At 69.6% G+C, this 18992-nt stretch carries 20 protein-coding genes and 1 tRNA gene; 11 read left to right on the top strand and 10 right to left on the bottom strand.

Annotated elements, in window-relative coordinates:
* Nucleotides 1-69: 69 nt before the first annotated feature.
* Together ABD236_RS01845 and ABD236_RS01840 are read right to left on the bottom strand one after the other, a co-directional pair.
* A complete protein-coding gene (locus tag ABD236_RS01845; RefSeq protein ID WP_344069054.1) occupies nucleotides 70-615 on the bottom strand; it encodes a toxin in 546 nt (181 codons plus the stop codon).
* Between the two features lie 227 nt (nucleotides 616-842).
* Complete coding sequence (locus ABD236_RS01840; protein WP_344069052.1) at nucleotides 843-1289, bottom strand: hypothetical protein; 447 nt, start codon at nucleotides 1287-1289, stop codon at nucleotides 843-845.
* Nucleotides 1290-1735: 446 nt separating this feature from the next.
* Here ABD236_RS01840 and ABD236_RS01835 point away from each other — a divergent pair, with 446 nt between their 5' ends.
* The gene (locus ABD236_RS01835; protein ID WP_344069050.1) at nucleotides 1736-2173 is read left to right on the top strand and encodes a pyrophosphohydrolase domain-containing protein; all 438 of its coding nucleotides are present in this window, start codon (nucleotides 1736-1738) and stop codon (nucleotides 2171-2173) included.
* 133 nt (nucleotides 2174-2306) lie between these two features.
* Nucleotides 2307-3659 (top strand): cryptochrome/photolyase family protein, encoded by a 1353-nt coding sequence (locus tag ABD236_RS01830; protein WP_344069047.1) that lies wholly within the window; start codon nucleotides 2307-2309, stop codon nucleotides 3657-3659.
* 19 nt (nucleotides 3660-3678) lie between these two features.
* Here ABD236_RS01830 and ABD236_RS01825 read toward each other — a convergent pair whose 3' ends face one another.
* Nucleotides 3679-4002, bottom strand: coding sequence for a DMT family transporter (locus ABD236_RS01825; protein ID WP_344069044.1), 324 nt, complete (start codon nucleotides 4000-4002; stop codon nucleotides 3679-3681).
* 3 nt (nucleotides 4003-4005) lie between these two features.
* On the bottom strand, nucleotides 4006-4677 hold the full coding sequence (locus ABD236_RS01820; RefSeq protein ID WP_344069042.1) for an FMN-dependent NADH-azoreductase: 672 nt from the start codon (nucleotides 4675-4677) through the stop codon (nucleotides 4006-4008).
* Between the two features lie 159 nt (nucleotides 4678-4836).
* Between ABD236_RS01820 and ABD236_RS01815 the strand changes: the two genes are divergently transcribed.
* A complete protein-coding gene (locus ABD236_RS01815; RefSeq protein ID WP_344069040.1) occupies nucleotides 4837-5496 on the top strand; it encodes a TetR/AcrR family transcriptional regulator in 660 nt (219 codons plus the stop codon).
* Nucleotides 5497-5627: 131 nt separating this feature from the next.
* Here the strand turns inward: ABD236_RS01815 and ABD236_RS01810 are convergent, their stop codons facing one another.
* Entirely contained in the window at nucleotides 5628-6932 is a 1305-nt protein-coding gene (locus tag ABD236_RS01810; RefSeq protein ID WP_344069037.1) for a VanZ family protein, read from the bottom strand.
* Nucleotides 6933-6961: 29 nt separating this feature from the next.
* Nucleotides 6962-7348 (bottom strand): hypothetical protein, encoded by a 387-nt coding sequence (locus tag ABD236_RS01805; RefSeq protein WP_344069034.1) that lies wholly within the window; start codon nucleotides 7346-7348, stop codon nucleotides 6962-6964.
* Between the two features lie 495 nt (nucleotides 7349-7843).
* Between ABD236_RS01805 and ABD236_RS01800 the strand changes: the two genes are divergently transcribed.
* Nucleotides 7844-8260, top strand: coding sequence for a hypothetical protein (locus tag ABD236_RS01800; RefSeq protein ID WP_344069031.1), 417 nt, complete (start codon nucleotides 7844-7846; stop codon nucleotides 8258-8260).
* 61 nt (nucleotides 8261-8321) lie between these two features.
* Here the strand turns inward: ABD236_RS01800 and ABD236_RS01795 are convergent, their stop codons facing one another.
* Together ABD236_RS01795 and ABD236_RS01790 are read right to left on the bottom strand one after the other, a co-directional pair.
* Nucleotides 8322-8798 carry a hypothetical protein gene (locus ABD236_RS01795; protein ID WP_344069028.1) on the bottom strand — a complete coding sequence of 159 codons (477 nt, stop codon included), beginning with the start codon at nucleotides 8796-8798 and terminating at the stop codon, nucleotides 8322-8324.
* A gap of 151 nt (nucleotides 8799-8949) precedes the next feature.
* A tRNA-Gly gene (locus ABD236_RS01790) sits at nucleotides 8950-9023 on the bottom strand.
* Nucleotides 9024-9273: 250 nt separating this feature from the next.
* Between ABD236_RS01790 and ABD236_RS01785 the strand changes: the two genes are divergently transcribed.
* From ABD236_RS01785 to ABD236_RS01775, 3 genes are all read left to right on the top strand, one after another.
* Nucleotides 9274-9459 (top strand): hypothetical protein, encoded by a 186-nt coding sequence (locus tag ABD236_RS01785; RefSeq protein ID WP_344069157.1) that lies wholly within the window; start codon nucleotides 9274-9276, stop codon nucleotides 9457-9459.
* Nucleotides 9460-9529: 70 nt separating this feature from the next.
* A complete protein-coding gene (gene dcd / locus ABD236_RS01780; protein ID WP_344069025.1) occupies nucleotides 9530-10105 on the top strand; it encodes a dCTP deaminase in 576 nt (191 codons plus the stop codon).
* Nucleotides 10106-10110: 5 nt separating this feature from the next.
* Nucleotides 10111-10608: a phosphoribosyltransferase gene (locus ABD236_RS01775; protein WP_101392481.1), complete on the top strand. Its 498-nt coding sequence runs from the start codon at nucleotides 10111-10113 to the stop codon at nucleotides 10606-10608.
* A gap of 68 nt (nucleotides 10609-10676) precedes the next feature.
* On the opposite strand, the gene ABD236_RS01770 is transcribed toward ABD236_RS01775, so the two are convergent.
* Both ABD236_RS01770 and ABD236_RS01765 read right to left on the bottom strand, forming a co-directional pair.
* A complete protein-coding gene (locus ABD236_RS01770) occupies nucleotides 10677-11651 on the bottom strand; it encodes a Yip1 family protein (RefSeq protein ID WP_344069017.1) in 975 nt (324 codons plus the stop codon).
* 233 nt (nucleotides 11652-11884) lie between these two features.
* A complete protein-coding gene (locus tag ABD236_RS01765; protein ID WP_344069014.1) occupies nucleotides 11885-14152 on the bottom strand; it encodes a (Fe-S)-binding protein in 2268 nt (755 codons plus the stop codon).
* 254 nt (nucleotides 14153-14406) lie between these two features.
* Between ABD236_RS01765 and ABD236_RS01760 the strand changes: the two genes are divergently transcribed.
* The 4 genes from ABD236_RS01760 to grpE all read left to right on the top strand — a co-directional run bounded on the left by ABD236_RS01760 (nucleotide 14407) and on the right by grpE (nucleotide 18967).
* Complete coding sequence (locus ABD236_RS01760; protein ID WP_344069011.1) at nucleotides 14407-15435, top strand: MraY family glycosyltransferase; 1029 nt, start codon at nucleotides 14407-14409, stop codon at nucleotides 15433-15435.
* Nucleotides 15436-15440: 5 nt separating this feature from the next.
* A complete protein-coding gene (locus ABD236_RS01755) occupies nucleotides 15441-16193 on the top strand; it encodes an FkbM family methyltransferase (protein WP_344069154.1) in 753 nt (250 codons plus the stop codon).
* A 279-nt stretch (nucleotides 16194-16472) separates the two neighbouring features.
* Entirely contained in the window at nucleotides 16473-18326 is a 1854-nt protein-coding gene (dnaK, locus tag ABD236_RS01750) for a molecular chaperone DnaK (protein WP_344069009.1), read from the top strand.
* Nucleotides 18326-18967, top strand: a complete 642-nt coding sequence (grpE, locus tag ABD236_RS01745; RefSeq protein WP_344069007.1) for a nucleotide exchange factor GrpE — start codon at nucleotides 18326-18328, stop codon at nucleotides 18965-18967. The genes dnaK and grpE overlap by 1 nt, the downstream gene beginning before the upstream one ends.
* Nucleotides 18968-18992 lie beyond the last annotated feature (25 nt).

Below are 18992 nucleotides of genomic sequence, written 5' to 3'. Positions count from 1 at the left end.
TTCCTTCGGCGGGGGGACGGGGAGAGGGGGGAGTGCGGTATCAGCGGGATCAGCGGGCGCGCGCGGGGGTCAGTCGCGGCGGAAGAAGCCCCGGCGGCGATGGGCGACCGGCCGCGACAGCGAGTCGGAGAGCCGCCCGACCATGTCGTCGCTGGTCACGTCGAGAGCCATCCGGGGAATGAGGGACGCGCCGAACTCCGCGACGCGCTCGTCGTGGGTGTCGTACTGCGCGCGGGCCTGGACGGTGGCGCCGGACCGCACCATCCGGCCGATGAGCGAGGCGTCGAAGACCGGCAGCAGCGCCCTGAGCTGCTCGGCGTCGAGCGAGGTGCCGTGGTCGAACCACTCGTGGCACAGCTCGTGCAGGATGACGTGCTGGGTCTGGTAGTCGGTGGGGCGGCGCCGGTAGAGGACGAGGCTGGTGTCCCCGGCCTTCAGCCGCAGCCCGCAGGCGGCGTTGACGCGCGCGAGGCGCTCGGGCAGCTCGCGCAGCACGATGGTCCGGCCGCGGGCCTGCTCCATGTTCGCGACGAGGGCGGGGACGCTGAAGGGGGCGGGGATCGGCAGGTCCGCCAGCCCGGCCTCGCACTCTCTCCGCAGCTCGCGCATGGACATGTCGGTCGGCCTCTGGGTCCCTCTCGGGCGTGGTCACGCGGTCGTATGGCATGCGATGGATCGGCGCATCTTAACGAACGGGCATGAACACGGCCACGGCCAGGACTGGGTGACCGGGGGTAAGTCTTTGCTACTGCGTGGGGCTACTACCGCCGCGTATGGCTACCGCGTGGGGCGGCTGCCGCCGCGCGGGGCGGCCGGGGGTGCCGGGGGCGCCGCGGGCGCCGCTACTGCGCGGCGCCGCCGTCGCCGGGGCCGCCCGGCTCCCTGCTCCCCTTCGTCTCCTCCAGGAGGGAGAGGGCGAACTGGAGCAGCTCGGCGGAGAGGCCGTCGTCGTCGAGCCCGCGCCCCGCGATGCCGCTGATCTCACCCGTACGCCGCTTGGCCAGGAACTGGAGTCCCGCCACCACGTCGTCGACGACCTCGGACTCCTCCTTGAAGAACCGCCAGTCGACCCCGAAGCCGAGCCCGAGCGCCTTGAGGATGTCCTCGGAGGGATGGGTGACCTTGCCCGCCAGGATGTTGGAGAAGTAGCTGTGGGACAGCTGCCCGCCCCGCTCCTTCACCAGGTCGGAGAACGCCCGCCCCGAGACGTTCTCGCCGGGGAAGGTCTTCTCCACCATGTAGGCGACCTTCTGCTGAAGGGTCGTCAGCTCAGGTGTGCGGCCTTCCATCTGTCCCCCCACCCCGTCTGGTCGGAACTGGGCTTGCACAAACACTCTACGCCACTGTTAACTCGAAAAAACACGGGCAGGGGGCCACGAGGGGAGTCCCTTGCCCGTGTGAAGGCCACGCCATGCCCGAAACCGGGCAGAGTGCGTACGGGGCCGGGTCCGGCGCGCCCGCACATAGATGTAGCCCTTCGCGACGGGGGATGCACGAAGGGCTACCCATACATTATGACACCGAGTCAGGCGCCAGGGACAGTCGCCCCGCCGATCGCGCATGCGTACGTGTGTACGCAGCCGTCCCCTGCGGGGCCCGCCGGCCCCGCCCCGGGGGGACTGCCACGCGATCCGGGCCGATAGCAGATGCACAGATCCGGCCGTCGGCGCCGGCCGGCTAACGGGCGTACGGGTAAGGCGAGTTAGCGGTGGGGCGGGAACGTAAAGTGGGGCGAATGAGCACCCCCACGCAACGAACCGAAGCCTCCGCTTCCGGCACGGCACCCAGCCCCGCCTCCCTGGTCCGGGAATTCCACACCACCTTCGGCCTGGACGCGCGGACCACGCCCACGGAGATCCCCGCCGAGCTGGCCGCGCACCGCCGTGACCTGCTGGTGGAGGAGGCGGCCGAGGCGGCCGAGGTCGCGGTCGAAGGGCCGCTGGACCACCTGGCGCACGAGCTCGCGGACGTGGTGTACGTGGCGTACGGCACCGCCCTGGTGCACGGCATCGACCTCGACGCGGTGATCGCCGAGATCCACCGCGCCAACATGACCAAGCTGGGCGCCGACGGCCGTCCGGTCCTGCGCGCCGACGGCAAGGTCCTCAAGGGCGAGAACTACCGCAGGCCGGATGTGTCCTCGGTGCTGCGGAAGCAGGGCTGGGAGGGCTGAGGGCCTGGCCGCCGGGCACCGGCCATCCTCCGGGAGGCCCTCCCGGCCGCGCTTCCCGCCGTCCCGGCCGCGCTTCCCGCCGTCCCGGCCGCGCTTCCCGCCGTCCCGGGCGAAGCTCCCGGAGGATGGCCGGATGACCGTCTCCGTGGTGCTGTTCACCGCCGACCTGCGCCTGCACGACAACCCCGCCCTGCACGCCGCCGTACGCGAGGCCGACGAGGTCGTGCCGCTGTTCGTGTACGACGACGGGGTGCGCGCGGCGGGCTTCGACGCCCCCAACCGGCGGGCCTTCCTCGCCGACTGCCTCGCCGATCTGGACGCCGGCCTGCGGGCGCGCGGCGGGCGCCTGGTGGTGCGCTCCGGGGAGGTCGTGGCCCAGGTGTGCGCGGTGGTGGCCGAGACGGGCGCGGAGCGGGTGCATGTGGCGGGCGGCCCGAGCGCGTACGCCGTGCGGCGCGAGAACGCGCTGCGGGGCGCGCTCGGCGCGGACGCGCTGGTGGTGCACGACGCGGTGGTGACGGCGCTCGCCCCGGGCGCGGTGACTCCGGCGGGCAACGACCACTACGCCGTGTTCACCCCGTACCTCCGGCGCTGGACGCAGCAGGGCGTACGGGAGGTGGTGCCGCTCCCGCGCCGGGTACGGGTCCCGGAGCTCGGCTCGGCGGAGCCGCGCCCGCGCGAGGAGGTCACCGGAACGTCCCCGGGCCTGATGGAGGGTGGCGAGAAGGCGGGCCGCGCACGGTTGAAGGCCTGGCTGTCGTCCGGCCTGGCCGGCTACGAGAAGGGCCACGACGACCTGGCGGCGGACGCCACCTCCCGCCTTTCCCCCTTCCTCCACTTCGGAGCCCTCTCGGCGACCGAACTCGTCCATCTGGCGCGGCGCGAGGCGTCCTCGGGCGCCGAGGCGTTCGTACGGCAGCTGGCCTGGCGCGACTTCCACCACCAGGTCCTGGCGGCCCGCCCACAGGCGGCGCACACGGACTACCGCGCCCGGGGTGACCGCTGGCGCCACGACGAGCGCGAGATCGAGGCGTGGCGCACGGGCCGCACGGGCTACCCGCTGGTCGACGCGGCGATGCGGCAGCTCGCCCACGAGGGCTGGATGCACAACCGGGGCCGGATGCTGGCGGCGAGCTTCCTGACCAAGACGCTGTACGCCGACTGGCGCGTCGGCGCCCGCCACTTCCTGGACCTCCTGGTCGACGGCGACATCGCCAACAACCAGCTGAACTGGCAGTGGATGGCGGGAACGGGAACCGACACCCGCCCCAACCGCATCCTCAACCCCGTGGTCCAGGGCAAGCGCCTCGACCCCCGTGGCACGTACGTACGCCGCTGGATCCCGGAACTCGCCTCGGTCCCCGACCGCCACATCCACGAGCCGTGGAACCTCCCCCCGACGGAGGCGGCCGACGGGTACCCCGCGCCGCTGGTGGAGTTGGGGGAGGGGCGGGAGCGGTTCGAGAGGGCGCGGGGGCTGGTATGACGGGCTGTCCGGGGGGATGTCAGCCGTCCCCCGTGGTCAGCCGCGCCACCGTCAGCCCGCCCACAATCAGGAGCAGGGCGGCGATCCGCCCGGGCCCGAGGGGCTCGTGCCGCAGGACGACGCCGAGCACGATCGCTCCCACGGTGCCGATGCCGGTGAAGATCGCGTACGAGATTCCCGGCGGCAGGTCGGCCATGGCACGCGAGAGCAGATAAACGGCGCCCAGCATGAGGATGAGACACAGCAGGGTCTGCGGGACCTTCCGGAACCCGTCGGTCGGTTCGATGCTCTGCGACCAGGCGACTTCGACGGCACCGGCGAGCAGCAGCCAGATCCAGGGCACGGTTCAGCCCTCCCTGCCGATGCTGAAGTGGGCGAGTTTTTCGGCGAGTCGGCGGGCGGCGAGGACGGATGCCTCGTACGACTCGCGATGCTGCCCGAGGCGGGCGGCGAGCGTGGGGTCCACGTTGGCGTTGACGAGTTCCGCGCTGATGATCTCGGCGTCCTCGACGGCGTAGTGGCCACGGAAGAAGTCGAGGAGGTAGCGGCCCTGGTGGTCGTACGGCTCGCGCGGCATGCCGGGTCCGTAGGCGCCGCCGCGCGCGGAGGCGACGACGAACTTGCGCGGCGCCAGCACCATTTTGGGGAAGGTGACCTGGTCGATCCATGCCTTGAGGGCGGCGGGGACGCCGAAGTTGTACATCGGGGCCCCGATGAGCACGACGTCGGCGGCGACCAGCTCGGCGAGCAGCGGCTCGACGACCGCCCAGGCCACCCGCTCCTCGTCGGTGCGGACGGCTTCGGCGTACCGGTGGATGTCGGTGATGCCCTCGCGCAACAGCGTGTCGCAGATACGGGTCCACGCCTCCTGGATCGGCGGCACGGGCGCGGCGGCGAGGTCCCGGTAAGTGACGGTGCCTCCGCCGGCCGCCCGCCAGGTGGTCGCGAAGGTGGCTCCGACCCGGCGGGAGAAGGAGTCGCGGCGGGCGCTGGAGTCGAGGTGGAGGAGGTGCGGCATGGGGGACTCCCTGGTGGGTGCGGTGCGGGGGCTGACGGGCGCTGACGGACACACGGCTCGCTTCCGGGAACTAAGCGGACAGGGTGTCCACTTACTCCGCCGCTCGGGACGGTACGCCGAACTGGACACGCTGTCCACTTACTTCCTAGGCTTGCGGTCATGAGCGAACCCCCGCCGAAGCCCCCGCTGCCCGTCGCGCCGAGCGGCACGAGCGAGCTCCCGCTGGCGGGCGCGGCGCCCGCACCCCCGCCGGAGCGGGCGGACGCGGCCCGCAACCGGGCCCGGATCCTCGCGGCCGCCGAACGCCTCTTCTCGGAGCGCGACCCGGCCTCGGTGACGATGGACGACATCGCGAAGGCGGCGGGGGTGGGCCGGGGCACGCTCTACCGCCGCTACCCCGACCGCGCGACGATCGCCCGCGCCCTGCTGGACGAGCACGAGCGGGCCCTCCAGGAGAAGCTGCTGCGCGGCGCCCCGCCGCTGGGCCCCGGGGAGCCGGGCGCCCCGGCCCCGTCGCCGGCCGAGCGACTGGCGGCGTTCTACGAGGAGATGACGCTCCTACTGGAGGCCCACCTGCCGCTGGCACTGGGCGCGGAAACGGGCGCGACCCGCTTCACCACAGGCGCCTACGCCTTCTGGCACGCCCACGTAACCCACCTCCTACGCACTTCCCCCCACCCCACCCCCCACCCCCTGCCAGACCAACTACTGGCCCCCCTGTCCCCCGAACTCTTCCGCCACCAGCGAGAACAGGGCGTGAGCCGGGAGCGGATCGCGGAGGGGTTGGGGGGGTTGGCTCGGGGGGTGCTGGGGGCGTGAGGCGCCGCGCCGCCCCGCACCGGCCAACAAAAAAGCCCCGGGCCGACGGCCTGGGGCTTTCTGGTGGAGCGAGTGACGGGAATCGAACCCGCGCTCTGAGCTTGGGAATCAGCTACGCCTTGAGGCGCCTTCTACAGATCAGGCGTCACTTCAGCTCCAGCAACCGCGTCGAGGAAGATGTCCGGGTCGTCTTCCTTCCCGGTGTCCAGCAGCCATACCGGCCTCCACCGGCCGCTGACCTTCTGTGCAAGCAGGTTGGCGTGTTGGGGCTGGTGGCCTGTCACACGCTTGGCCAGCTGCTTTGCTTTCTCCCGCCCAATAGTTACCGCAGGCAGCTCAGGGTCGGGGTCAGGCCGAGAGGAAAAGTCCATGACGCGACCGGCCGACGTGACTGTGATGTCCAGCCGCATCGGCATCATGACGTTGTTCACGTATCGCCGGTATAGCACCACGTAAACCTTGTCCTTGCCGTCGCCGACTGGATACATTGTCCGACGGCTTTTTGTTACGCTCTGAGGAAACCATTTCCTGGCGAATTGGTCTCCGGTCTCCTCTATTTGGCTTCGCGTCAGATTCCCTATGTCGCCACGGTTGCGCTTCGACTCGGCGCGCTCCAGCGACTTGTCAGGCCACCAGCCGCTCACTTCTCCCCGGTTGGTGACCGCAGTGACATGCCATCGGCCACCATCCGCCTGGCTTCGGGTCTCTTCCACCTCAGTTCCGCGACCGAATATCTCCTCTGCTGCCTGTTCGATCCAGTCGCTCGCGCCCGAGAGGGTCTGTATTTGTGCTCGTTGGCGATCCTCTGCCGCGACGACATCGATAGAGCTCACCGAGAAGCTGAATAGGCCCACGAGAACAGAAGCGCCCGCGACAGCAACAGAGACACCCCAGCACACGTCCCTCTTCGCGTGGATGGAGCCCCTGCTGTCCAGGAGAACCCATACAGTTCCTACTCCAGAGCCAATGAGGGCGCCCAAGGCGTTTGCTGTTACATCCGTGGCGCTACATGACCGCCCCAGAGAGGCTGTCGCCTGGATAAGTTCAATGGACCCGCTGCACAGCACCGAGACGGCTGCAACCGTCGCGGGACGGCGAAACGTGATTACTGCCAGCATGGGTGCTGAAACGAACAATGCAATGTTGAGCAAAGCGCTTGACGACGTGAATAGATGCGTCGGTGCTCCAGTATCGCAATAGCCATCCATCGCCTCCCCGGCGCCGCCAGGGAGTAGCGTGACCGCAAGCACCCCAACAATGGAGACCGCGAGCAAGGTGGGCGCAATAACCGGCCGCTTTCGGGCCCGCGCAATCAGCGCCGTTGGCACGGCGGACAAGACAACCAGCACGAAGAATATCGGCAGGAGCCCGGAGACTGCCCCGATAGACGCTTTGATCAATGGAGTGCCCGTTTCGATGCTGGAGCCGGGGAGCAACAGCGCACCCCGGCATCAACGGCAAATGATCAGCAGAAGTGTACGGTCGGCGTCTCGTAGGTGCCCGTGTCCGCTGCCATGATTCCCTTGGCGGAGCAGGCCGGGTCGCTGGACCTGGCCACCACCCAGGTCTTCCCCTTCTTCTGTCCCTTCGAGATGGACTGCGAGCGGTCCTTGTAGAGGCCGTTACTCGTGTACATCTCCAGCGTGATGTTCACCGAGCTCCCGCCAGTCTTCTCGTACTGCGTCGTGCCGTACCACTTGGTGGGGTTGCCGTCCACGGCCGAGCCGTGCAGGGCCTCGAAGTAGAGCCTGCCGTTCGAAAGCTTCGTGCTCGTCGAGGCAGCGAACGCCGTGCTCCCGGTGAAGACAAGTGCGGCCGTCACGGCAGTGGCCGCCAGTGCGCGTCGGTACATACGAATCCCCTTCTGTCGCTGCGTCCCTCCCAGTCCCCCCGGGTCTCGGCAGCGTTGGAGAACCTACTCAAAGACGTAATCGAACACTTGGATTTATGTTCGATTTCAGTGGGAATCAGCCACGTTTTTACGCCCGATTCGCCCCATAAAGTCCTACTTCGTAAAGCGCGCAGGGGCAGGCGCCGGCGGCTTTACTCGGGAAGCGCACCGCACGGCCGTGAGCGCTCCCCGCCCCCCTGTGAATGGCTTGATGTGACCAGTTGAGCACGGTGAGTTTCATCTCAGGGGTGGGGCAGCATCGCCACCCTCCAGTTGGCGGCGGGGCAATGGCCAGGGAGATGCCCGGTCCCGTCTGGCACCTCCTTCACCCGGCGAAGGAAGTGATCACCCTTGGCTGGCCGTCTCCTCAGCGTCGCCGAGGCTGCTGAGCGCCTGCGAGTCGGCGAGCGGTTCATCCGTCGATTCGTCTCCTAGTGCCGCATTCGCTACGTCAAGGTGGGGCGCCCGCGCCAGAAGGCGCCGCGCCGCAGCTTCGGCGCGATACACAAGCTGCCCTCCGGGCGGTACCAGGCCCGCTATCCCGGCACGGACGGAATCCTGCGCCCGGCCCCAGAAACCGTCGAGACGAAGAAGGACGCCGAGTTCTTCCTCGCCCAGATCCAGGCCGGCTGGTCGCGCGGCGACTGGCTCGACCCGAGTGCCGGTGAGATGCCGTTCGCCGATTACGCCAATCGCTGGATCGACGAGCGCGGCGTCGTCCCGACGACGGACGAGCTGTACCGCTCCCTGTTGCGGCTCCATCTCGCCCCGGCGTTCGGGCAGCAGTACGTCAACGTCACCAGCCCTGCCAAGGTGCGCACTTGGCGGGCCAAGCGCCTCCGGGCCACCGGCAAGACCCAGGTGACCCCCTGACAACTCCCGCTGAGAGCGGGTTTTGATCGGCTCGGACCGGCGCTGTGGCGGGGCCGGCGGGTTACGGGATCAAGAACACCACCTGTTCGGAGCTGGCAGGGCAGACCCAGGCCGCGGTGTCGTCCAGTGCGGCAGCGGACATCGGGTGCGGGTGTCCTGGGCACGGGGGCAGGGCTTGGCCGTGTGTCAGCTCGATGGCCCAGTCCTGCAGCCGGTCGGCCAGGAGTACGAGAGCTTCGACGTCCTTCATGTCCGGAGGCAGGTGGACTCGCGTCGACTCGTCGGCGTTGGAGACCATCACGTGGACGCCTTCGTCCAGGGGTGGCTCATCATCGAGCGGTGCTGGCCCTGGCTGCACTGTGAGCCAGGAGTTGTACGCCTGCGTCGGGAAGGGCGCAGTAGCGGTAGGCCCGGGTTCCCTCGTGAGGACTGTGGGGTCGTACCCAACGGTCACGACCGAGATCTCGCATCGGCCCGTCAGGCCGAGACGGTCGACGATCGCCTCGGTCTGACGGGTCACCAGCTCAGGGGGATGCATGCGGGGATTATCCGTGGATCGGGACGGCGCCGCCCGCGGAGGTGAGGTGCGCCGTAGTAGGTGCGGGCCACGCGTTTTGCCTAGGTGTGCGAGCGCTCGGATTGGTCCAGACAACAAACAAGGCCCCGGTCGATGACCAGGGCCTTTGTCATGGAGCGAGTGACGGGAATCGAACCCGCGCTCTGAGCTTGGGAAGCTCATGTTCTACCATTAAACTACACTCGCGTAACGCGACGCCCCCGAAGGGCACCCGCATCGTTGCTCACCTTACCCCATGCCAGGCCCCCGGTGTATTCGCCCGGGGGCCTGTCGTGTGGGGTGTGGCGGGATTCGGGTGTGGGGGGCCGGAGTTGGGGCGTACCGTGAAGGGGGTGGGTGGGCTCGGAGTGCCGCCTGGAGTGGCGTCCCGTTCATCCCTTAATGTGGTGGTTTCTCCGTCCATGCTTGTTGTTGGGGAAGGGACTTGAGCCACTTGATGGACTCGCTGGAGCGCACCGTCGTCCGCTGTGCCGAGGGGCATGTCTTCACCACCGATTCGTTCCCGATGCAGCAGCTCGGGGCCGAGCGGATCGGGCCCGGTCGGCTGCTCCGGTGCCCCCGCTGCGCCCGGCTGCGGCACGCCGTCCCCGTCGCGGGCGAGGTCGTGGGCGACCAGCGGTAACCGGTACGCGGTGGCGCGCGCGGGTCTGTCCGATTACGGCAGCCCCGCGCACCCTGCGTATCCTCGGGACGTGCTTCTCTCAGACAAGGACATCCGGGCCGAGATCGACGCGGGTCGCGTCCGTATCGATCCGTATGACGAATCCATGGTCCAGCCGTCCAGCATCGACGTACGGCTCGACCGCTATTTCCGGGTGTTCGAGAATCACCGGTACCCGCACATCGACCCGGCGGTCGAGCAGGCGGATCTGACGCGGCTCGTGGAGCCCGACGGCGACGAGGCCTTCATCCTGCACCCGGGTGAATTCGTGCTCGCCTCGACCTACGAGGTCATCTCCCTGCCCGACGACCTCGCCTCCCGCCTGGAGGGCAAGAGCTCGCTCGGGCGGCTCGGCCTGGTCACGCACTCCACGGCCGGCTTCATCGACCCCGGCTTCTCCGGGCACGTGACGCTGGAGCTCTCCAACCTCGCGACCCTCCCGATCAAGCTCTGGCCGGGCATGAAGATCGGGCAGCTGTGTCTCTTCCGGCTGACCTCCTCCGCCGAGTCGCCCTACGGCTCGGAGCGGTACGGGTCCCGGTACCAGGGCCAGCGCGGACCGACCGCCTCGCGGTCGTACCTCAATTTCCATCGAACCCAGGTATGAGTGACATGAGCGACGTACGCGAGAACCTGACCTACGAGAAGTTCGGGGGCGCCATCCGCGACCTCGCGCAGACCATCGCGGACGACGGCTACGAGCCCGACATCGTCGTCTCCATCGCGCGCGGCGGCGTCTTCGTCGCCGGCGGCCTCGCGTACGCCCTGGACTGCAAGAACATCCACCTGGTGAATGTGGAGTTCTACACCGGCGTGGGCACCACCTTGGAAATGCCGGTCATGCTCGCGCCCGTCCCCAACGCCATCGACTTCTCCGGCAAGAAGGTCCTGATCACGGACGACGTCGCCGACACCGGCAAGACCCTCAAGCTCGTCCACGACTTCTGCGTCGACCACGTCGCCGAGGTCCGCAGCGCCGTCATCTACGAGAAGTCGCACTCGCTGGTGAAGTGCGAGTACGTCTGGAAGCGCACCGACGAGTGGATCAACTTCCCGTGGAGCGTGGAGCCGCCCGTGGTCCGGCGTGAGGGCCAGGTCCTGGACGCGTAGGCAGGCAGCCGTACGTACGTGAAGGGGCCCGGGGTTCGGCTGAACCCCCGGCCCCTTCCGCGTACCCGCTAGATCGTGCCCAGCTTGATCAGGCTCAGCAGCGCCACCAGCTGGATCGCGCTCGCGCCCAGTGCCCTCGGCCAGGCCAGGTCGTGCGACTTGCTCACCATCGACGTGAACAGCGCGCCCGCCGCCAGCCAGGTCGCCCAGCCGACCACCTGGACCAGGCCGTTGTCGCCGCCCAGGAACAGGGCGAGCAGCAGCCGTGGCCCGTCCGTGAGGGACATGATCAGCATGGAGAGGCCGACCGTCGGCTGCCAGGAGCCGTCACCGCCGAGCTGGCGCGCCATCGTGTGGGTGACCGCGCCGAGGATCAAGCCGCCGACCACGAAGACCAGACCGGTGATGAGCACCACCGGGACGGCCTTGCTGAGCGTCGTGTTGATGACGTCCTCGCGGGCCTTGTCGAAGCCGAAGACCGCCAGCAGACCGTAGAGGAACGTGATGGTCAGCGCGGGGCCCCAGACGGGGTAGTCGCGCATCTGCCAGAACGTCGGTCCCGGCCGCATCACGATGCCGTTGAGCAGTTCCTTCCAGCGCAGCCGGGGGCCGGACGGCGGCGCCGCCGCGCCGGCGCGATAGGTCGCGCCCTGGCCGTACGGGTCCTCGTCTATCCGGAACGCCTGGGTGTGGCCGGGGTTGTTGGCGTACGGGTCCTGGGCGGGCGCGTAGCCCTGCGGCATGCCCTGGCCCTGGCCGTAGCCGTCGCCGTAGCCCTGGCCGCCGCCGTGTCCCTGTGGCGCGCCCTGGCCGCCGTACGGGTCGCCGAAGTACTCCGGCTCGCCCTGATGTGGGTACGGCTGCTGCTGCCCGTACCCGTACTGCTGCTGTGCGCGCTGCTGCTGGGCGCTCGGCCACTGCTGTCCCTGGCCGTGCGCCTGCCCGTGGCCGTGCGCCTGCCCCTGGCCGTGCGCCTGCCCCTGCCGCGGTTGCCGTCGCGGGCCTCGGTCGTCCCGGCCTCGCCCCATCCTGAATCCTGCCACGCTTTCGAACGTACCTGTTCTGACGGGGCGCCAAGCCGGGGTGGGGGGAAAGGGGCGGGTTTGCGGCTGAGCTGTGACATCCCCTAGGGGGCCGGGAGAAGCGTCCCGGAGGGGTCCCGGCCCCGGCCCGGAGGCCCGCCCCCTCACCCCGCGTCCCTCACCCCTCGTACACGACAGCGGCCGGTCCTGCCCGAGGCAGAACCGGCCGCTGTGCGGTCCGCGGGCGTCAGCCCTTACTTCACCGGCTCCGGCTCCGGAGTCGACTCCGCCTCCTGCGACGGCGTCGGGTCACCCGGCGTCTTCACCGACTCGAGCAGCAGCTGAGCCACGTCCACCACCTGGACGGACTCCTTCGCCTGGCCGTCGTTCTTCTTGCCGTTGACCGAGTCGGTCAGCATGACCAGGCAGAACGGGCAGGCCGTGGAGACGATGTCGGGGTTGAGGGAGAGGGCCTCGTCGACGCGCTCGTTGTTGATGCGCTTGCCGATCCGCTCCTCCATCCACATCCGCGCGCCGCCCGCGCCACAGCAGAAGCCGCGCTCCTTGTGGCGGTGCATCTCCTCGTTGCGCAGGCCCGGCACCTTGGCGATGATCTCGCGCGGGGGCGTGTAGACCTTGTTGTGGCGGCCGAGGTAGCACGGGTCGTGGTAGGTGATCAGGCCCTCCACCGGGGTCACCGGGATCAGCTTGCCCTCGTCCACGAGGTGCTGGAGCAGCTGGGTGTGGTGGATGACCTCGTACTCGCCGCCGAGCTGCGGGTACTCGTTGGCGATGGTGTTGAAGCAGTGCGGGCAGGTCGCGACGATCTTCTTCGACGACTTGGGCTTCTTGGTCGAAGCGTCTTCGTCGTCCTCGCCGAACGCCATGTTCAGCATCGCCACGTTCTCCTGGCCGAGCTGCTGGAACAGCGGCTCGTTGCCCAGGCGGCGCGGGGAGTCGCCGGTGCACTTCTCGTCGCCGCCCATGATCGCGAACTTGACGCCCGCCATGTGCAGCAGCTCCGCGAAGGCCTTGGTGGTCTTCTTGGCGCGGTCCTCCAGGGCGCCGGCGCAGCCGACCCAGTAGAGGTAGTCGACCTCGGACAGGTCCTCGACGTCCTTGCCCACGATCGGGACCTCGAAGTCGACCTCCTTGGTCCACTCGACGCGCTGCTTCTTGGCAAGACCCCAGGGGTTGCCCTTCTTCTCCAGGTTCTTGAGCATCGTGCCCGCCTCGGACGGGAACGCGGACTCGATCATCACCTGGTAGCGGCGCATGTCGACGATGTGGTCGATGTGCTCGATGTCGACCGGGCACTGCTCGACACAGGCGCCGCAGGTGGTGCAGGACCACAGGACGTCCGGGTCGATGACGCCGTTCTCTTCGACGGTGCCGATGAGGGGGCGCTCGGCCTCGGCGAGGGCCGCGGCCGGGACGTTCGCCAGCTGCTCCGGCGTCGCCTTCTCGTTGCCCTCCATGTCCTTGCCGCCGCCCGCGAGCAGATACGGCGCCTTGGCGTGCGCGTGGTCGCGCAGCGACATGATGAGGAGCTTCGGCGAGAGCGGCTTGCCCGTGTTCCAGGCCGGGCACTGCGACTGGCAGCGGCCGCACTCGGTGCAGGTGGAGAAGTCGAGGATGCCCTTCCAGGAGAAGTGCTCGATCTGGGAGACGCCGTAGACGTCGTCGTCGCCCGGCTCCTCGAAGTCGATCGCCTTGCCGCCCGACGTCATCGGCTGGAGCGCGCCCAGCGCCGTGGAGCCGTCCGCCTCGCGCTTGAACCAGATGTTGGGGAAGCCGAGGAAGCGGTGCCAGGCCACGCCCATGTCGGTCTTGAGGGAGACCGTGATCATCCAGATGAACGAGGCGGCGATCTTGAGGCCCGCGACCGCGTAGGTGATGTTCTGGATGGTCGTCAGGCTCAGGCCCTTGAGGGCCAGGATCAGCGGGTACGAGGCGAAGAACCCGGGCTCGTAGCTGTCCACGTGGTGCTGGACGCCCTCCAGGGCGCGCAGCGTCATGATGCAGACGCCGACGATGAGGATGATCGTCTCGACGAAGTAGGCCTGGCCGGTGTTGGAGCCCGCGAACCGGGACTTGCGGCCCGGCTTGTCGGCCTTGCTCAGCTGGCGGACGATGATCAGCGTCAGGATGCCGAGCGTCGTCATCAGGCCGAGGAACTCGACGAAGATCTCGTACGGCAGCCAGTCACCGATGACCGGGATCAGCCAGTCGGCCTGGAAGAGCTGGCCCACCGCGTTCACGATCGTCAGCAGCAGCGAGAAGAAGCCCACCGCCACGAACCAGTGCGCGACGCCGACGATGCCCCAGCGGTTCATCCGGGTGTGGCCGAGGAACTCCTTGACCACGGTCACGGTGCGCTGCACGGGTTCGTCGGTGCGGGTGCCCGCGGGCACCGGCTGGCCGAGCCGGATGAACTGGTAGATCTGCCAGATCGCACGGCCGAACAGCGCTACGCCGACCGCGATTAGGACCAGCGACACGACGATCGCGGCGAGTTGCATGTGGGGGCTCCTCGGGCCTGCCAGGGATTACTAAGCAGTAACTTATCGAGCTCGTCTGAGCGTACCCATTTATGCGACGGCGATGTAGCCGCGCACGCGGTGATCTGTGTCGCTCAGGCGGCCCTCAGTGACCGGGCCGGCGGCGGGGTCGCCGGCCGGCCTGGGGGACCAGTGTCGGACAGGGTTCGGCACTTTTGAAATGTCCATCGTGTTATTCAGCCCATACACGGACATAACAATCTAACTTGGTTCGCATGATCTCCGGGCTCACGGCCGCCGTCGCCGCCCTGCTCTGCACCGCCCTGCTGGCCGCGGTGGTACGCGCGGCCGTTCTGCGCGCCGGGGCCGCCGACCGGGGCACGCGCCCCGCCCGCACCCCGCACCTCGGCGGGATCGCGGTCGCGGTGGGCACGCTCACCGCGGTCGGGGCCGGGCCGGTGCTCGGGCTCGCCCCCCTCGGGGACGGGGTGGGGCCGCTGCTCGGCGCCGCCGGGGCCGTGGCGCTGCTCGGTCTCGCCGGGGACCTGCGACCGCTGGGGGCGCGGGTGCGTATCGGGGTGCAGACCGCCGCCGCCACCGTGGTGGTCGCCCTGGCGTCCGGGCTCTCGCCCGGGCCGGGGGCGCTCGCCGTCGTCTGGATCGTGCTGGTCACCAACGCCTTCAGCCTCCTGGACGCCTCCGACGGGGCGATGGGGACGGTCGCCGGGGTCACCGCGCTCGGGCTCTCCGTCTGCGCCATCGCGGACGCGCTGCCGGGGCTCGCCCTGCTGCTGAGCGTCCTGGCCGCCTCGCTCACCGGGTTCCTGCTGCACAACTGGCACCCCGCCCGGATCGTCCTCGGCCACTGCGGCTCGCTCTTCACCGGGTTCCTGCTCGCCTCGGCCGCCGTGCTCGTCCACACCGAGGCCGACCCGGTCCGGGCCGGCGCCTCGCTGTTCGCCCTGACCGCCGTGGTGCTGGCCGACGCGGCCCTGGTCCTCCTCTCGCGCCGGCGCGCCGGGCGGGCGCTGGGCGACGGCGCCGCCGACCACATCGCGCACCGGCTGCGGCTGAGCGGGCTGACCGTGCAGGGCACGGCGGTCGTCCTCGGGCTCGCCGCGCTCGCCGGGACGGTGGTCTCGCTGCTCGTCCACGACGGCCGCCTCGCCCCGCCCGCCGTGCTGCCGCTCGTGCTGGGCGCGGCGGTCGCGGTGGTGCTGCTGCTGCGGGTGCCGGTGTACGGCGACGAGGCCCTGCGTACCCGACCGGCCCCCGGGGCCGCGCGTGAAGGAGCACCGGCGTGACCGCCATGACCGCCGCCATGACCGCCGCCGTGGGCGACCGCGCCCGTACGGCCCTGCGCCGCATCGTCCGCCCGCTCGGCGCGCCCGGCGGCCGGCTCCCCGACGACGACGGGTCGCGTCTGGTGCGGCTGCTGCGGCGGTACGAGATCGACCTCGTGCTGGACGTGGGCGCGTACGGCGGGGCGTACGGGTCCTTGCTGCGGCGCTGCGGCTACGAGGGGCGTATCGTCTCCTTCGAGCCGCTGCGCGAGCCGCGCGCCGAGCTGCGGCTGCGGGCCGCGGAGGACCCCTTCTGGTCGGTGCTGCCGTACGCGCTCGGCGAGCGGGCCGGGCCGCTGACGCTGAACATCGCGGGCGACGCGGGGGTGAGCAGCTCGGCGCTGCCCATGCTGCCGCGGCACCTCGCGGCGGCGCCGCACGCGGCGTACACCGGGACGCGCAGTGTGGAGGCGCAGCGCCTGGACGCCCTGTGGGAGGGGGTCACGGCGCCCGGCGAGCGGGTCTTTTTGCGGCTGGCCGTGCAGGGGTACGAGCGGGAGGTGCTGCGGGGGGCGGGGGCCTTCGCGGACGAGATCGTGGGGCTTCAGGCGGGGGCGTCGCTGGTGCCGCTGTACGAGGGCGGGGCGGGCTTCGACGACGTGCTGGCGTGTGCGCGGGGCGAACTGGGCCTGACGCTGATGTCGGTCCGCCCGGGGTTGACGGACCCCCGGGACGGGCGCCTGTTGCAGTGCGAACTGGTACTCCTGCGGGAGGACTAGGCCCGGCCTTCGTCTGCGGCTGTGTGGGTGGCTGGTCGCGCAGTTCCCCGCGCCCCTAGGTAGTCCGTGGCTGAGCCAGCCGCCTCGGCCAGCCGACTGATCGCCCCGCAGGGGCGCTTCAGGGGCGCGGGGAACTGCGCGAGCAACGGCCACCGGGGTGCAGGGACAGTCCGGGCACCATGAAAGTTGAGCCCGGGTGACTCAGCTCTGTTGACCGGGAGGAACTCGTCATGCATCCTTGAGTCAGTTCCACTCAAGATGTCAGTTGGAGGAATCAAAATGGCACGTGCGGTCGGCATCGACCTGGGCACGACTAACTCCGTCGTCAGCGTTCTCGAAGGCGGCGAGCCCACCGTCATCACCAACGCAGAGGGCGCCAGGACCACGCCGTCCGTCGTCGCCTTCGCCAAGAACGGCGAGGTCCTCGTCGGTGAGGTCGCCAAGCGGCAGGCCGTCACCAACGTCGACCGGACCATCCGCTCGGTCAAGCGCCACATGGGCACCGACTGGAAGATCGACCTCGACGGCAAGACCTTCAACCCGCAGCAGATGAGCGCCTTCATCCTGCAGAAGCTGAAGCGCGACGCCGAGGCGTACCTGGGCGAGAAGGTGACCGACGCGGTCATCACCGTCCCGGCGTACTTCAACGACTCCGAGCGTCAGGCGACCAAGGAGGCCGGTGAGATCGCGGGCCTCAACGTCCTGCGTATTGTCAACGAGCCGACCGCCGCCGCCCTGGCGTACGGCCTCGACAAGGACGACCAGACCATTCTCGTCTTCGACCTCGGCGGCGGCACCTTCGACGTGTCGCTCCTGGAGATCGGTGACGGCGTCGTCGAGGTGAAGGCCACCAACGGTGACAACCACCTCGGTGGTGACGACTGGGACCAGCGCGTCGTCGACTACCTGGTCAAGCAGTTCCAGTCCGGCCACGGCGTGGACCTGAGCAAGGACAAGATGGCGCTCCAGCGCCTGCGCGAGGCCGCCGAGAAGGCGAAGATCGAGCTGTCCTCGTCCACCGAGACCTCGATCAACCTGCCGTACATCACGGCGTCCGCCGAGGGCCCGCTGCACCTGGACGAGAAGCTGACCCGCGCCCAGTTCCAGCAGCTGACCGCGGACCTCCTGGAGCGCTGCAAGCACCCGTTCCACAACGTCATCAAGGACGCGGGCATCCAGCTCTCCGAGATCGACCACGTCGTTCTCGTCGGTGGCTCCACCCGTATGCCGGCCGTCGCCGAGCTCGTGCGCGAGCTGACCGGCGGCAAGGACGCCAACAAGGGCGTCAACCCGGACGAGGTCGTCGCCATCGGCGCCGCCCTCCAGGCCGGTGTCCTCAAGGGTGAGGTCAAGGACGTCCTGCTCCTCGACGTGACCCCGCTGTCCCTGGGTATCGAGACCAAGGGCGGCATCATGACGAAGCTCATCGAGCGGAACACGACGATCCCGACCAAGCGGTCGGAGATCTTCACCACCGCCGAGGACAACCAGCCCTCCGTCCAGATCCAGGTCTACCAGGGCGAGCGCGAGATCGCGGCGTACAACAAGAAGCTCGGCATGTTCGAGCTGACCGGTCTGCCGCCGGCGCCCCGCGGCGTCCCGCAGATCGAGGTCGCCTTCGACATCGACGCCAACGGCATCATGCACGTGACCGCGAAGGACCTGGGCACGGGCAAGGAGCAGAAGATGACCGTCACCGGCGGCTCCTCGCTGCCGAAGGACGAGGTCAACCGCATGCGCGAGGAGGCCGAGCAGTACGCGGAGGAGGACCACCGCCGCCGCGAGGCCGCCGAGTCCCGCAACCAGGGCGAGCAGCTCGTCTACCAGACCGAGAAGTTCCTCAAGGACAACGAGGACAAGGTCCCGGGCGAGGTCAAGACCGAGGTCGAGACCGCGGTCACCGAGCTCAAGGAGAAGCTGAAGGGCGAGGACACCGCGGAGATCCGTACCGCGACGGAGAAGCTCGCGGCCGTCTCCCAGAAGCTCGGCCAGGCGATGTACGCCGACGCCCAGGCCGCCCAGGGTGCCGCTCCCGGCGCCGAGGGCGCCCAGGCCAAGCCCGAGGACGACGTGGTCGACGCCGAGATCGTCGACGACGAGAAGCCGGGCGACGCGAAGGGTGGCGCGGCCTGATGTCTGAGGAGACCCCGGGCTTCGAGGAGAAGCCCGACGTCCCCTCCGGCGCACAGGAAGACGCCGAGCCGAAGGCCGCCGACACCTCCGAGGAGGCGAAGGCGGCCCCGGCCGGGGACGCTGCCAAGGAAATCGCCCTGCAGGCCCAGCTGGACCAGGCCCAGACCGCGCTCGGCGAGCGCACGACGGACCTCCAGCGCCTCCAGGCCGAGTACCAGAACTACCGCCGCCGGGTGGAGCGGGACCGGGTCACGGTCAAGGAGATCGCCGTCGCGGGTCTGCTGACCGAGCTGCTGCCCGTGCTCGACGACATCGGCCGGGCCCGTGAGCACGGCGAGCTGACCGGTGGCTTCAAGTCGGTGGCCGAGTCGCTGGAGACGGTCGCCGCGAAGATGGGCCTCCAGCAGTTCGGCAAGGAGGGCGAGCCCTTCGACCCGACGGTCCACGAGGCCCTGATGCACAGCTACGCGCCGGACGTCACCGAGACGACCTGCGTCGCGATCCTCCAGCCCGGGTACCGGATCGGCGAGCGCACGATCCGCCCCGCGCGGGTCGCGGTCGCCGAGCCCCAGCCGGGCGCGGCGAAGGAGGGCAAGGAAGGCAAGGCCGACGAGGAGAGCGGTGGCCCGGACAAGGGCTGACGCGGCGGCCGGGGATGAAGTGACC

The sequence above is a fragment of the Streptomyces crystallinus genome (assembly GCF_039521265.1).
In the GTDB taxonomy this organism is placed as follows: Bacteria; Actinomycetota; Actinomycetes; order Streptomycetales; family Streptomycetaceae; genus Streptomyces; species Streptomyces crystallinus.
This window is presented reverse-complemented; position numbering and strand designations above follow the sequence as displayed.

What these genes read in the sequence shown, in the direction of transcription:
- ABD236_RS01760 (WP_344069011.1), top strand. Translation starts at nt 14,407, where the DNA reads ATGATCTCCGGGCTCACGGCCGCCGTCGCCGCCCTGCTCTGCACCGCC.
- ABD236_RS01785 (WP_344069157.1), top strand. Translation starts at nt 9,274, where the DNA reads ATGGACTCGCTGGAGCGCACCGTCGTCCGCTGTGCCGAGGGGCATGTC.
- ABD236_RS01835 (WP_344069050.1), top strand. Translation starts at nt 1,736, where the DNA reads ATGAGCACCCCCACGCAACGAACCGAAGCCTCCGCTTCCGGCACGGCA.
- ABD236_RS01805 (WP_344069034.1), bottom strand. Translation starts at nt 7,348, where the DNA reads ATGTACCGACGCGCACTGGCGGCCACTGCCGTGACGGCCGCACTTGTC.
- grpE (WP_344069007.1), top strand. Translation starts at nt 18,326, where the DNA reads ATGTCTGAGGAGACCCCGGGCTTCGAGGAGAAGCCCGACGTCCCCTCC.
- ABD236_RS01765 (WP_344069014.1), bottom strand. Translation starts at nt 14,152, where the DNA reads ATGCAACTCGCCGCGATCGTCGTGTCGCTGGTCCTAATCGCGGTCGGC.
- dnaK (WP_344069009.1), top strand. Translation starts at nt 16,473, where the DNA reads ATGGCACGTGCGGTCGGCATCGACCTGGGCACGACTAACTCCGTCGTC.
- ABD236_RS01820 (WP_344069042.1), bottom strand. Translation starts at nt 4,677, where the DNA reads ATGCCGCACCTCCTCCACCTCGACTCCAGCGCCCGCCGCGACTCCTTC.
- ABD236_RS01830 (WP_344069047.1), top strand. Translation starts at nt 2,307, where the DNA reads ATGACCGTCTCCGTGGTGCTGTTCACCGCCGACCTGCGCCTGCACGAC.
- ABD236_RS01775 (WP_101392481.1), top strand. Translation starts at nt 10,111, where the DNA reads ATGAGCGACGTACGCGAGAACCTGACCTACGAGAAGTTCGGGGGCGCC.
- ABD236_RS01815 (WP_344069040.1), top strand. Translation starts at nt 4,837, where the DNA reads ATGAGCGAACCCCCGCCGAAGCCCCCGCTGCCCGTCGCGCCGAGCGGC.
- ABD236_RS01795 (WP_344069028.1), bottom strand. Translation starts at nt 8,798, where the DNA reads ATGCATCCCCCTGAGCTGGTGACCCGTCAGACCGAGGCGATCGTCGAC.
- ABD236_RS01755 (WP_344069154.1), top strand. Translation starts at nt 15,441, where the DNA reads ATGACCGCCGCCATGACCGCCGCCGTGGGCGACCGCGCCCGTACGGCC.
- ABD236_RS01845 (WP_344069054.1), bottom strand. Translation starts at nt 615, where the DNA reads ATGTCCATGCGCGAGCTGCGGAGAGAGTGCGAGGCCGGGCTGGCGGAC.
- ABD236_RS01840 (WP_344069052.1), bottom strand. Translation starts at nt 1,289, where the DNA reads ATGGAAGGCCGCACACCTGAGCTGACGACCCTTCAGCAGAAGGTCGCC.